This is a genomic window from Pseudomonas sp. LAIL14HWK12:I7 (assembly GCF_000483465.1).
GTDB lineage: Bacteria > Pseudomonadota > Gammaproteobacteria > Pseudomonadales > Pseudomonadaceae > Aquipseudomonas > Aquipseudomonas kermanshahensis.
This window is the reverse complement of the sequence record NZ_AXYZ01000005.1, coordinates 301,885-314,208: the sequence shown is the minus strand read 5'-3', so window position 1 is coordinate 314,208 and position 12,324 is coordinate 301,885. Positions and strand designations below refer to the sequence as shown.

11 protein-coding genes are annotated in these 12,324 nt (G+C 64.7%); 8 read left to right on the top strand and 3 right to left on the bottom strand.

Annotated features, from left to right (window positions below; translation table 11 throughout):
* Window positions 1–143: 143 nt before the first annotated feature.
* The 4 genes from D886_RS0108200 to D886_RS0108185 all read left to right on the top strand — a co-directional run bounded on the left by D886_RS0108200 (window position 144) and on the right by D886_RS0108185 (window position 5,008).
* Window positions 144–1,319 carry a M20 aminoacylase family protein gene (locus tag D886_RS0108200; protein WP_027593448.1) on the top strand — a complete coding sequence of 392 codons (1,176 nt, stop codon included), beginning with the start codon at window positions 144–146 and terminating at the stop codon, window positions 1,317–1,319.
* Window positions 1,320–1,399: 80 nt separating this feature from the next.
* Entirely contained in the window at window positions 1,400–2,710 is a 1,311-nt protein-coding gene (locus tag D886_RS0108195; RefSeq protein ID WP_027593447.1) for a citrate-proton symporter, read from the top strand.
* Window positions 2,707–4,164, top strand: coding sequence for an amidase (locus D886_RS0108190; RefSeq protein WP_027593446.1), 1,458 nt, complete (start codon window positions 2,707–2,709; stop codon window positions 4,162–4,164). Before D886_RS0108195 ends, D886_RS0108190 begins: the two co-directional genes overlap by 4 nt.
* 70 nt (window positions 4,165–4,234) lie before the next feature.
* The gene (locus D886_RS0108185) at window positions 4,235–5,008 is read left to right on the top strand and encodes an IclR family transcriptional regulator (protein ID WP_027593445.1); all 774 of its coding nucleotides are present in this window, start codon (window positions 4,235–4,237) and stop codon (window positions 5,006–5,008) included.
* Here the strand turns inward: D886_RS0108185 and D886_RS26825 are convergent.
* A complete protein-coding gene (locus D886_RS26825; RefSeq protein ID WP_033694023.1) occupies window positions 4,997–5,911 on the bottom strand; it encodes a helix-turn-helix domain-containing protein in 915 nt (304 codons plus the stop codon). The two genes, D886_RS0108185 and D886_RS26825, sit on opposite strands and share 12 nt — an antisense overlap.
* 177 nt (window positions 5,912–6,088) lie before the next feature.
* Between D886_RS26825 and D886_RS0108175 the strand changes: the two genes are divergently transcribed.
* The 4 genes from D886_RS0108175 to D886_RS0108160 all read left to right on the top strand — a co-directional run bounded on the left by D886_RS0108175 (window position 6,089) and on the right by D886_RS0108160 (window position 10,372).
* Window positions 6,089–6,916: an SDR family NAD(P)-dependent oxidoreductase gene (locus tag D886_RS0108175; protein ID WP_027593444.1), complete on the top strand. Its 828-nt coding sequence runs from the start codon at window positions 6,089–6,091 to the stop codon at window positions 6,914–6,916.
* Window positions 6,913–8,631, top strand: coding sequence for an FAD-dependent oxidoreductase (locus tag D886_RS0108170; protein WP_027593443.1), 1,719 nt, complete (start codon window positions 6,913–6,915; stop codon window positions 8,629–8,631). Before D886_RS0108175 ends, D886_RS0108170 begins: the two co-directional genes overlap by 4 nt.
* Window positions 8,631–8,960: an NIPSNAP family protein gene (locus D886_RS0108165; RefSeq protein WP_027593442.1), complete on the top strand. Its 330-nt coding sequence runs from the start codon at window positions 8,631–8,633 to the stop codon at window positions 8,958–8,960. The genes D886_RS0108170 and D886_RS0108165 overlap by 1 nt, the downstream gene beginning before the upstream one ends.
* Before the next feature lie 68 nt (window positions 8,961–9,028).
* Complete coding sequence (locus tag D886_RS0108160) at window positions 9,029–10,372, top strand: aromatic acid/H+ symport family MFS transporter (RefSeq protein WP_027593441.1); 1,344 nt, start codon at window positions 9,029–9,031, stop codon at window positions 10,370–10,372.
* Between the two features lie 35 nt (window positions 10,373–10,407).
* On the opposite strand, the gene D886_RS0108155 is transcribed toward D886_RS0108160, so the two are convergent.
* Complete coding sequence (locus D886_RS0108155; RefSeq protein ID WP_027593440.1) at window positions 10,408–11,319, bottom strand: LysR substrate-binding domain-containing protein; 912 nt, start codon at window positions 11,317–11,319, stop codon at window positions 10,408–10,410.
* Between the two features lie 278 nt (window positions 11,320–11,597).
* Window positions 11,598–12,254: an HAD family phosphatase gene (locus D886_RS0108150; protein WP_027593439.1), complete on the bottom strand. Its 657-nt coding sequence runs from the start codon at window positions 12,252–12,254 to the stop codon at window positions 11,598–11,600.
* Window positions 12,255–12,324: the final 70 nt, after the last annotated feature.

The following is a 12,324-nucleotide window of genomic DNA, read 5'->3' as shown; positions in this document are numbered from 1 at the left end:
CCCAGTTCCACCCTGCGGAACCACATTCGATTGTGCTCCCCCCATCACTCGCGTTTATCTGTCAGCCAACACGACCTGCCTTCCCCGTCGTGATCTCAACGCGAACAACAAGAACGGGAATTACCCGCGCAAGGAGATTCCGCATGTCCCGACATCAACACATCCTGGCCTGGCTCAACGACGTGGCCAGCGACCTGCACGCCATCCGTCACGACATCCATGCACACCCGGAACTGGGTTTTGAAGAAAACCGCACCTCAGCGCTGGTGGCCCGGCTGCTGCAAGCCTGGGGCTACGAGGTTCACACCGGTATCGGCAAGACCGGCGTGGTGGGGGTGCTGCGCAACGGCAGCAGCCCACGCAAGCTGGGGCTGCGCGCCGACATGGACGCGCTGCCGATCCATGAGGCCACCGGCGCGGCCTACAGCAGCCGGCACCAAGGCTGCATGCACGCCTGCGGCCATGACGGCCACACCACCATGCTGCTGGGCGCTGCGCGTTACCTGGCGGCGACCCGGCAGTTCGATGGCACGCTGACGCTGATCTTCCAACCCGCCGAAGAGGGCCAGGGCGGCGCCGAGGCGATGCTCGCCGACGGCTTGCTGGAGCGCTTCCCCTGTGATGCCCTGTTCGGCATGCACAACATGCCGGGGCTGCCGGCAGGGCACCTGGGCTTTCGCGAGGGGCCGATGATGGCCTCGCAGGATTTGCTCAGCGTAACCCTTGAAGGCGTAGGCGGGCATGGCTCGATGCCGCACCTGACCGTCGACCCGCTGGTGGCAGCGGCCAGTGTGGTGATGGCGTTGCAGACGGTGGTGGCGCGCAATATCGATGCCCAGGAAGCCGCGGTGGTCACTGTGGGGGCACTGCAGGCGGGCGAGGCGGCCAACGTGATTCCGCAGCAGGCAGTGCTGCGCCTCAGCCTGCGGGCGTTGAATGCCGAAGTGCGGGCGCAGACCCTGGCGCGGGTACGCGCGATCATCGTTAGCCAAGCCGAGAGTTTTGGCTGCAGCGCCAGCATCGAACACCGGCCGGCGTACCCGGTACTGGTCAACCATGCCGCAGAGAACGCCTTCGCCCAACAAGTGGGCGAGGAACTGCTCGGTGCCGACGCGGTGGACGGCAACACCCGCAAATTGATGGGCAGCGAGGATTTCGCCTGGATGCTGCAACGTTGCCCAGGCGCCTACCTGTTCATCGGCAATGGCCTGTCGCGGCCGATGGTGCACAACCCGGCCTATGATTTCAACGACGACATCCTGCTGACCGGCGCCGCTTATTGGGGCGCGCTTGCCGAGCGCTGGCTCGAACCCGCCTGACCTTTCTTTGACGACTGCCGCTGGAACCTGGGCGCGGCTGTGCCTGGGTCATCACCCAACAGATGAATGGAGTGTTCCCTATGCAGACTTCGAGCACAGGCGTGTCGCGTACCCGGCAGGTGGTCGCTGCCGTCATCGGCAATGCGCTGGAGTGGTATGACTTTATCGTGTACGGCTTTCTGGCGAGCATCATCGCCCGGCAGTTCTTCCCCTCCGACGATGAATACGCCTCGCTGCTGATGGCCCTGGCCACTTTCGGCGTGGGCTTTTTCATGCGCCCGGTGGGCGGCGTGCTGCTGGGCATGTACGCCGACCGCAAAGGCCGCAAGGCGGCCATGCAGATGATCATCCGCCTGATGACCGTGTCCATCGCCATGATCGCCTTTGCGCCCAACTACCTCGCCATCGGCATGGGCGCACCGTTGCTGATCGTGGTGGCGCGCATGCTCCAGGGCTTCGCTACAGGGGGCGAATACGCCAGCGCAACGGCGTTTCTGGTAGAAAGCGCACCCGCCCATCGCAAAGGCCTGTATGGCTCCTGGCAACTGGTGGGGCAGTGCCTGGCGGTGTTCTCGGGGGCGGCGATGGTGGCGTTGGTGACGCACCTGTGCACGCCAGAGGCGCTAGACAGCTGGGGCTGGCGAATCCCGTTCGTGCTTGGCCTGCTGATTGGCCCGGTGGGGCTGTGGATTCGCAAGCACATGGAAGAACCCGAAGAGTTCCTCGAGGCGCGTAAACAGGCCAAGGGCCAGGCGCCGGGCCTGTGGCAGGTACTGCGTGAACACCGCCGCAGCCTGCTGGTGTCGATGGGCCTGGCGTGTGGCGCCACGGTATCGTTCTACGTGGTGCTGGTGAACATGCCGACCTTCGCCCACAAGAACCTCGGGTTGCCGCTGGACCAGGTGTTGCTGGTGCAGATGCTTGCGGTGGGGCTGATGACCGTGGTCATCCCGCTGGCGGGGGCCTTGTCTGACCGGTTGGGCCGGCGCCCGGTACTGATGGCCTTCACCCTGGCCTTCTTCGTGATGGTCTATCCGCTGTATGTGTGGGTGGCGGCGGCGCCGTCGATCGAGCGCCTGCTGGTGATGCAGCTGCTGCTGTGCACCGCCATCGGCGGGTTCTTTGGCCCGGCGCCGACTGCCCTGGCCGAGCAGTTCCCGGTCGAGGTGCGTTCGACCGGGGTATCGGTGGCCTACAACGTGGCGGTGATGGTGTTCGGCGGCTTTGCGCCGCTGATCGTCACCTGGCTGAGCAAAGCCCTGAACACGCCGGTGGCGCCGTCGTTCTATGTACTGTTCGCTTGCCTGCTGACGCTGTTGGGCACTTACTGCCTGAAAGAAGCGCCACGTGCGGGTAAAGCTGTCGCGTTCAACCTTGGAGTGAAACCGTGAAGCCGCTAGCCATCGACCCAATCGTAGCGCTGGATGCCGAGGCGTTGTCCCGCGCGATTCATGCCCGCCAAGTATCGTGCCGTGAGGCGATGCTGGCGTACCTCGCCCATATCGAGCGTTTCAACCCGCAGGTCAATGCGCTGGTGTCGCTGCGTTCGGCCGAGGCGCTGCTGGCCGAAGCCGATGAGCGCGACGGTGAGCTGGCGCGGGGGCAGTCAAGGGGCTGGATGCATGGCATGCCCCAGGCAATCAAGGACCTGGCTGCCACGGCCGGGCTGCGCACCACGTTGGGCTCGCCGCTGTTCGCCGAGCAGGTGCCCAAGTACGATGCGGTCAGCGTGGCGCGGGTCAGGGCCAGTGGGGCGATCATCGTCGGCAAGAGCAACGTGCCGGAGTTCGGCCTGGGCTCGCAGAGCTACAACACCTTGTTCGGCACCACCCTCAATGCTTACGACCCAAGCCGGGTGGCCGGTGGCAGCAGTGGCGGGGCCGCGGCGGCCTTGGCCCTGCGATTGCTGCCGGTGGCCGATGGCAGCGACATGATGGGCTCGCTGCGCAACCCGGCGGCGTTCAACAACGTGTTCGGCCTGCGCCCGTCCCAGGGGCGGGTGCCGCATGGACCGGCGCCGGAGGTGTTCCTGCAGCAACTGGCCACCGAAGGGCCGATGGGGCGCAGCGTGGTCGATGTCGCGCGGTTGTTGACGACCCAGGCAGGCTTCGATGCACGGGTGCCGTTGTCGCTGAGTGGCGGCAAGGTTGATTTCGCTGAAGGGTTGCAGCGCGACTTCAAGGGCGCGCGGCTGTGCTGGCTGGGCGATTATGACGGCTACCTGCCGATGGAAGACGGGGTGCTGAGCTTGTGCGAGTCGGCCCTGGCGGATTTTGCCGAGCTGGGCTGCCAGGTCGAGGCCTGCCAGCCGGCCTTTGACTTGGCGCGCCTGTGGCAATGCTGGTTGACCCACCGCCACTTCCTGGTGCACGGCACCCTCGGCGCGGCCTATGCCGACCCCGGCAAACGTGCCCTGCTCAAGCCTGAGGCGCAGTGGGAAGTCGAGGGCGGTTTGCACCTGAGCGCGGCGCAGGTGTACCAGGCTTCGATAGACCGCAGTGCGTGGTACCAGGCCCTCGGCAGGTTGTTCGAACGTTACGATTTCCTGCTGTTGCCTTCGGCCCAAGTGTTCCCTTTCGATGCACAGCAGGCGTGGCCGAAGGCGGTCGCAGGGCGAACGATGGACACGTATCACCGCTGGATGGAGGTGGTAATCGGGCCGACCTTGGCAGGGCTGCCGAGCATCAGTGTACCGGTGGGCTTCAGTACCACGGGGTTGCCGATGGGCCTGCAAATCATTGGCCCAGCCCAGGCGGACCACGCGGTGTTGCAACTGGCCCATGCCCATGAGCAACTGACCCGCTGGGTCGAACGGCGGCCGCCGCCGTGCTTGCAACTTGCGTAAAGGCCCTGGGCAGGCGCGGTTCTTGCTGTGCATGATGACCAACCCGCCAAGTGACAGGGAGGTCAGACACATGGGCAACATGACAGACAGTGGCGGCGTACGCTCGGTGGAGCGGGCGCTGGCCATCGTCGATTTGCTGGGCGAACACCAGGCATTGGGGCTTGAAGAACTGCATTACCTGACGGCGCTGCCCAAGGCCACGGTCTCGCGCATGCTCGCCACCTTGCAGGAGCAGGGGTGGGTTTACCGGGGCTTGAGCGACCGGCGCTATCGTCTGTGTGCCCGGCGCCTGTTCGGCGACCGCCAGCTGCGCTTCAAGCGGCGCCTGGTGGAGCAGGCGGCGCCTTGGCTGCTTGAGCTGAGCGAACGCACCGGGCTGGTGGCAGACCTGTCGTGCTTCGATGGCGAGCGGCTGGAGGTGATGGAAAGCGCCATCCCTCAGGTGTTGCGCAAGCGCTACCCGAACAACTGCCAGATCGTCGGCCACCATGCCAGCCTGTTTCATTCGGCGATGGGGCGCGCGTGCCTGGGGGAGTTGGACGGCGACGAAGTGCAGCGCTTGGCCAGCCATCAACGGTTGGGTGATGACAGCCTGTTGCGCGATATCGAGGAGGATGCGCACAAGGGCTTTGGCCAGCGTACCGAGGGGCATTGGGAATACCCGGTGCGGTTGCCATTTCTGATCCGGGCGATCGCCTTGCCGGTCCGGGTCGAGGGGCAACTGGCGGGCAGCATCGCCTTGCATTGGCCGGTGGACCAGGCGCCGGTGGAGCGAGTGTTGAGCCTGCACCTGGACCGATTGGCGGCGACAGTGGGCCAGGTGCAGCAGGCGCTAGAGGCTTGAAGAAAGCCTTGTACTGGCCCGCGAAGAGGCCAACGCAGCGTCGCGAAACCCGCTCGGGCTCACCCCCGAGTGCTTGCGAAAAAACCGGCTGAAATACCCCACATCGACAAACCCCAGGTCATGGGCAATCTCTTTCACGCTGAGGCTTGAATGCCCCAGCGCCCGTTTGGCCTCCAGCACCAACCGGGCATTGATGACATTCATCGGGGTCATGCCCAGATGTTCCTGGCACAGCCGCCCCAGCGTGGCCAACGTCAGCCCGAGTTCAGCGGCATAAGCCCCCAACGACCAATGCTCGCGAAAGTGCATGTCCACCAGCTCGCGGAACCCGGTCAGTTGCTGGCTGCGCCTGGACGGTGGGCGACGCCCGTTACCACTGGCCTGTGGTTCGTGGCGCAGCACCTGGATCAGCAGCGCCAGCAACAGCGACATGCTGCTGGCCACATGCTCGCGAGCGCGGTTGTGGTATTCCTCGTGCAGGGCGCGGCACAACGGCAACAGGGGGTCTTCGTCGGTTTCCCAGTGGGGCAGGGCGATCACCTGGGGTTTGCGGACCGTTGCCAGCAGGTTCGGCGCCAGTACCTGGGTGATGCTTTCCAGCGGGTGCTGCGCCGCCGTGATCACCTGGCCCTCGACCGCACCGGCCCAGTGGAAGCCATGCACCACCTGCGCCGGCACGTACACCACGCAGGGCGCCTGGGCCTGCACGCGGTCACTGTCGAACAGCACTTCACCGCTGCCGATTTGCAGGTACAGCAACTGCAGTAAACCTTCGTGACGGTGCGCGGCGATCTCCCAGTTGTGGGCACCGGAGCGTTTGGAGATCGACTCCACATGCAGCGACTCGTGCCACACCGGCTGAGCAGTCTCACCGTACAGGGCGTAATTGGGAATCTTGTTCATGGTGTTGTAATTGTTTTGATCGGTACCCGGCTACTGTGCCACAGCCGCTGAGCAGGTTCAGGGGCGGTGCAGCAAATTGTCGGGAATGTGGGGCTGGTTGCAGGTTTTGTCCATTCTGCCCGGGTGCCTGTCAGCCCTAGGCTGTTCGCCAGATGAAGCGACACTCTGGAGAGCAGCATGCATAACAACAAGATTAGCGCTCACTGGCTGGGCCTGGATTCAGCCGTTTGTGTAGTGACCGGCGCGGCCGGCGGCATTGGCGCGGCACTGGCTGCCGCGTTGGTCGAACAGCAAGCCCATGTGGTGTTGCTGGACCGCGACCTGGGCAAGTGCCGTGAGCTGGCGGCCACCTTGGGCGAGCACAGTGTCGGCGAGGTCAGCGCGCTGGGGTGCGACATCGCCGACCCCGATAGCGTGAGCCAGGCCGCCGCACAGGTGCAGGCGCTGCACGGCTGCTGCGATGTACTGATCAACAACGCCAGTGTGCTGCGCCCGGGTTCGCTCGACGTGCTGACCCTGGAGCAATGGAACCAGGTGTTGGCGGTCAACCTCAGCGGCTACCTGCTGTGTTCGCAGGCCTTCGGCAGCTTGATGCTTGCCCGAGGCCAGGGGCGCATCGTGCATGTAGCGTCGATCGCGGCCCATTACCCTCAACCCAACAGTGGTGCCTACAGCGCGGCCAAGGCCGGGGTCAGCATGCTGTCCCGGCAGATTGCCGTGGAATGGGGGCCGCGCGGGGTACGCAGCAACGCGGTGTGCCCGGGGTTGATCCGCACGCCGCTGTCGGCAGCGTTTTACGCGGACCCGCACATCGAACGCCAGCGCAGCGCCATGACCGCCAACCAGCGCATCGGCGAGCCGCAGGACATCGCCGAGGCGGTGCTGTTTCTTGCCAGCCCGCGTGCCGACTACATCAACGGCGCCGAGCTGACGGTCGATGGTGGGCTGGAGAGCATGCCCATGGCGTTGATCCCGCGCCCCGGTTTCGAGGGCGTACGCGCATGAACACACGCACCTGCGATGTACTGGTGGTGGGGGCGGGAGCCGGCGGCCTGGCGACGGCGATCACTGCGAAAAAAAACGGCCTGGATGTGGTCGTCATCGAAAAGGACGATTGCTTCGGCGGCACCACGGCGTTCTCCGGTGGGGTGCTGTGGGTGCCGGGCAACCGGCATGGGATGAACGACAGCGATGAGGCGGCGCTGACCTACCTGCGCAACGAAACCGGCGACTGTTTCGACGAAGTGGCGGTCAAGGCGTTTCTGCGTCACGGGCCAGACATGGTCGAGTTCTTCGAGCGCGAAACCGCCGTCAAATTCGTCCCCACGCTGTACCCCGACTATCACCCACACGTGGAAGGTGGCGTCGATGTCGGGCGCTCGATACTGGCGGCGCCCTACGACATTCGCGGCCTTGGGCCCGACATGGCACGCCTGCGGCCACCGCTCAAGACCATCACCTTCATCGGCATGATGTTCAATTCGTCGAATGCCGACCTCAAGCACTTCTTCAATGCCACCCGCTCGCTGACGTCGTTCGTGTATGTGGCCAAGCGCTTGCTGACCCACCTCAAGGAGTTGGCGCTGTACGGGCGCGGCACTCAGGTGACCAGCGGCAATGCCCTGGCGGCGCGGCTGGTGAAGTCGGCACTGGACCTGGGCATTCCGATTTTGACCGGGACCCCGGCCAGGCACCTGTTGCGTGAAGGCAATCGGGTCACTGGCGTGTTGGCGAAACAAGGCGACAGCGAACTGCGCATCGAGGCGCGGCGTGGCGTGGTGCTGGCCTGTGGTGGGTTTTCCCATGACGTGCAGCGGTTGAAGCAGGCCTACCCGCATGTGCGTCGGGGTGGCGAGCACTTTTCGCCGGTGCCAGCAGGCAACACGGGTGATGGTGCGCGCATGGCTGAAACGATGGGCGCCAAGGTCGATATCTGCCTGCAAGCGGCGGCGGCGTGGATGCCGGTGTCCAAGGTGCCGATGGGGGCAGGGCGATTCGTCGCGTTCCCCCATTTGCTCGACCGTTACAAGCCCGGTGTGATCGGCGTGCTGCGCTCGGGCAAGCGCTTTACCAACGAATCCAATTCCTACCACGACGTGGGCGCCGCCTTGATCGAGGCGTGTGCCGAGCAACCGGAAACCGCCATGTGGCTGGTCTGTGACCGGCGCACCCTGGCCAAGTACGGCCTGGGTTTCGCCAAGCCCTCGCCGATGCCGCTGGGGCCGCTGTTGCGTAACGGCTACTTGCTCAAGGGCAGCAGCCTCACCGAGCTGGCGCGCAAGGCCGGGATCGATGCCGCCGGGCTGGAGCAGACCGTACGTGAGTACAACCTGGGCGCCGTTCAGGGTGAGGACCGCCAGTTTGGGCGAGGTACCACGCGTTTCAATCGCTACCTGGCCGACCCGCAGCACACGCCCAACCCGTGCGTGGCGCCAGTGGCCGAGGGGCCTTACTTTGCCGTGAAGGTGATCATGGGTGACCTGGGCACCTTCGACGGCATCCGCACCAGCGTGGTCGGCGAAGTGCTGGGCGCCGATCAGCAGGCCATCGACGGCCTGTACGCCGTCGGCAACGACCGCGCCAGCATCATGGGCGGCAATTACCCCGGTGCGGGCATCACCCTGGGGCCAATCATGACCTTTGGCTACATCACCGGGCGCCACCTGGCGGGCGTCGAACAAGGCCTGGCGACAGCGGGCAACGCGCGGGAGGTTGCATGATGGACAAGCCTGTCGTCGATCACAGGGTCTACACCATCCGCCCCCGTGGCATGGCGGCCTTTCTCGAAGCCTTCGACCAGCTGGCGATGCCAATTTTGCTGCGCCATCTCGGTGCGCCGCTGGCGTTCTACACCAGCAGCATCGGCCCGCTCAACCAGGTGGTGCACTTGTGGGGCTATGACAGCCTCGATGACTTCGAAAAACGCAGCGCCGCGCGGGACGCTGACCCGGACTTCGCAGCCTACCTGCAGGCCACCCGCGATCTGGTCGTGGCCCAAGAGACCCGGATCATCCGGCCTGTGCGGCTGCCCAGCCTTGTTAACCGGTAATGCTGCCTGGGCCGCATGGCGGCCCACTGCCGATGCACCTTCATAACAACAACAACAGGTGATACCCCATGAGCAACGCCATTGATGTGCGCCAACTGATCGACCAGCAACCCATCGGCCGCTACCAGAAATGGGTAGTCTTCCTGGGCTTTCTGATCATCGCCCTGGATGGGCTGGACGTCGCCCTCATCGGTTTCATCGCACCGCAACTGAAAAGCGATTGGGGCCTGGGCGCACAAAGCCTGGGCCCGGTGTTGAGCGCGGCCCTTATCGGCCTGGCGCTCGGTGCACTGATCGCCGGCCCCTTGGCCGACCGCTATGGGCGCAAGGCGGTCTTGCTGGGCAGTGTCCTGCTGTTTGGTGTGTGGACCTTGGCCTCGGCATTTTCGCCCGACCTCGAGACCCTTGTTGCCCTGCGTTTTCTGACCGGCCTGGGCTTGGGCGCTGCCATGCCCAATGCCAGCACCCTGGTCAGTGAATACGCGCCGGCGCGCAGCCGCTCGCTGTTGATCACCTTGGCCTTCTGTGGTTTCTCACTGGGTGCGGCGGCAGGCGGCTTTGTCAGTGCCTGGATGATCCCCAACCTGGGCTGGCGCAGCGTGCTGGTGCTGGGCGGCGTGCTGCCGCTGCTGACAGTGCCGTTGCTGTGCTGGCGGTTGCCCGAGTCGGTCACCTTCCTGGTCAGCAAGGGTGCTGACAAGCGTCGCATCCACGCCATCGTCAGCCGCCTGGCACCGGAGCGTGTCAACGCCGACAGCACCTTCATCGTACCGGCCAGCGCGCCCAGCAGTGGTGGGGCGATTGCGACCATTCTCTCGCCGCGCTACCGCTTTGGCACCTTGATGCTTTGGGCTGGCTACGTGCTGGCGCTGTTTCTGGTTTACCTGTTCAGCGGCTGGTTGCCCACCTTGGTCAAGGAGGGGGGCGGCTTCTCGGTAGCCGAAGCGGCCATCGTCACCGCCTGTTTCCAGATCGGCGGGCCGCTGGGGGCGATCTCGGTGGGCTGGGCCATGGACCGCTGCAACCCGCAACGGGTACTGATGCTGACCTTCTTGTTCAGCGGTGCGGTGATCTTCGCCATTGGCCAGGTGGCTGAGGATTTTGCCTGGCTGTGCGCGATTGCCTGGGCCGTGGGCTTTGGCCTCAATGGCGCGAGTGTGGGCATGAATGCTTTGGCGGCGGCGTTCTACCCCACCGAAGCGCGGGCGACCGGTGCCAGCTGGATGAGCGGCATCGGCCGCTTCGGCGCGATTCTCAGTGCGTTTGCCGGCGCCCAGATGCTGGCCATGGGCTGGAGCTTTGCACAGGTGTTCGCGTCGTTGCTGATCCCGGCGGTATTGGCTGCGCTGGCGGTGTTGTTGCAAGGGCGCCATGCAGGTTCAGGCCGGCGCGCCGCCCGGCAAGCGGTGTAAATGTCGCTGGAACATGAACACCTGCAGGCCTTCGTTCAGTTTTCGCGGCTGTACATTCTGCATTCAGCCAGCAACGCCAGCAGGTTCGGCTCTCGTTCCCGCGCCTTCAAAAACACCACGCCAATGTGCTGTTGCAGGCGATAGCGTGGTTGCAGGGCAATCAACTTCACCCGGTTCTCGTAGACCGCAGCGATTCGCCCTGGCAGCAGGGCAAAGCCAACGCCGGAGCTGACCATGCTCAGCAGGGTGAAGATATCGTTCACCTGCATGGCCACCTTCGGTTCGAACCCTGCCTGCTCGAATACCCGCGCACCATCACGGTGGGTGGCAAAGCCTTGGGTCAGGGTGATGAAGGTGGAGTCGGCGAGGTCGGCCAGGTCCACCTCGGCGTGTTCGGCAAAGGGCGAATCGGTGGGGACGGCAAGGAAAATGTCGTCGGAGAACAGCGGCAATTGCTCGCAGGCGGGGTCGCTGACGCTTTCGTCCAGCGACACCAGGATGGCCTCCAGTTCGTGGTTTTTCAGGCGTTGCAGCAGGTCGACGTTCGAGCCCAGGGTCAGGTCGATATTGAGCGCGCTGCGGCGCAGTTTCAGGCCCATGACCAGCTTTGGCACGGTCTTTACTGTTAGCGAGTACAGGGCGCCCAAGCGGAAACGTTCGGCATAGAACCCCGCAGCCTCACGGGTCTGGCGGACCATCTGCTCGGCGTCCTGGATCAGCTGGCGGGCTTTTTTCTCCAGCACGTAGGCGCTTTCCAGCGGGATCAGTTGCCGGCCTTCGTGCTTGAACAGGGGGCAACGCAAGGCGCTTTCCAGCGAGTGGATGGCGCGGTGCACGCTGACGGCACTGGTGGACAGCTCGGCGGCGGCGCGGCCGAGGTTGCCACTGCGCATGAAGGCGAGGAAGGTTTCCAGCTTTTTGAGGGTCAGTTCTTCGTCGATGAGCATGGGCGGCCTGATGGGTGGGGCAGCGGTTGAAGGTTAGAGCGTTGAGGTGTAGGGGTTGAGTGTTGTGGCGATTGTGAGATCGAGCGCCGCCTGCGCGGCGCTTCGCAGCACAAGGCTGCTCCTACAATTTTTCGGGCCAATTATTCCTGAGGCGGTCGTGCGCAAATATCACAGGCCTCACTGGCCCGAAACAGATGTAGGAGCAGCCTTGTGCTGCGAAGCGCCGCGCGGGCGGCGCTCGATCTCACAGGCGCCATTGATCTCAAGGCATGCACACCTCACCCCATCGATTCAATCAACGCCCACAACCGAGCATCATCAAAGTCCTCGATCACCAGCCCAGCCCCCGCGTCCATCAGGCGTTCGGCAGTCTGTGTAGTCGCAACCCCAACCGTAAAGATCCCCGCACCACTGGCAGCCTTGACCCCGGGCAACGAGTCCTCGAAGGCCAGCGCCTGCCCGGCCTCGGCCCCGAGCCGCTGTAGCCCGGTGAGGTAGGGCAGCGGGTCCGGCTTGGCTCGCTCAAGCTCCTCGGCCACCAACACATGCTCGAAGCGGGCCTCCAGCCCCATGGCCTGCAACATGTGCTCGGCATTGAGCCGGGGGGCGTTGGTCACCACGCACATCCCCAGGCCACAGGCTTGGCCATGCTCCAGCAAGCGCAACAGGCCGGGCATGGGCGCAAGCGACGGCGCCAGCGAGCGAAACAACGCCTCTTTGCGATCCGCCAGGGCCAGGCATTGCTGCGGGCTGGCATCGGCAAACAACTCGGCGAACAGTTCGCCGTTGGCCCGGCCACTGACCTGTGCATCGAACTGGGCCTGGCTCAGTTCACGGCCGTCATGCTCGCGCAGCAACTGGCGGAAAGCCTGCAGGTGCAGGGTATCGGTGTCGGTGAGGGTTCCGTCGAGGTCGAACAGCAGGGCAGTCAGCATCAGGTATCCAGGTATGAAAAAACACAAGCCCGACGATCATAACCAAAGCGGACGACGAAGGGGGCTGTTC

Coding starts and splice junctions, on each gene's coding strand:
- D886_RS0108200 (WP_027593448.1), top strand. CDS start 144: ATGTCCCGACATCAACACATCCTGGCCTGGCTCAACGACGTGGCCAGC.
- D886_RS0108195 (WP_027593447.1), top strand. CDS start 1,400: ATGCAGACTTCGAGCACAGGCGTGTCGCGTACCCGGCAGGTGGTCGCT.
- D886_RS0108185 (WP_027593445.1), top strand. CDS start 4,235: ATGGGCAACATGACAGACAGTGGCGGCGTACGCTCGGTGGAGCGGGCG.
- D886_RS26825 (WP_033694023.1), bottom strand. CDS start 5,911: ATGAACAAGATTCCCAATTACGCCCTGTACGGTGAGACTGCTCAGCCG.
- D886_RS0108175 (WP_027593444.1), top strand. CDS start 6,089: ATGCATAACAACAAGATTAGCGCTCACTGGCTGGGCCTGGATTCAGCC.
- D886_RS0108170 (WP_027593443.1), top strand. CDS start 6,913: ATGAACACACGCACCTGCGATGTACTGGTGGTGGGGGCGGGAGCCGGC.
- D886_RS0108165 (WP_027593442.1), top strand. CDS start 8,631: ATGGACAAGCCTGTCGTCGATCACAGGGTCTACACCATCCGCCCCCGT.
- D886_RS0108160 (WP_027593441.1), top strand. CDS start 9,029: ATGAGCAACGCCATTGATGTGCGCCAACTGATCGACCAGCAACCCATC.
- D886_RS0108155 (WP_027593440.1), bottom strand. CDS start 11,319: ATGCTCATCGACGAAGAACTGACCCTCAAAAAGCTGGAAACCTTCCTC.
- D886_RS0108150 (WP_027593439.1), bottom strand. CDS start 12,254: ATGCTGACTGCCCTGCTGTTCGACCTCGACGGAACCCTCACCGACACC.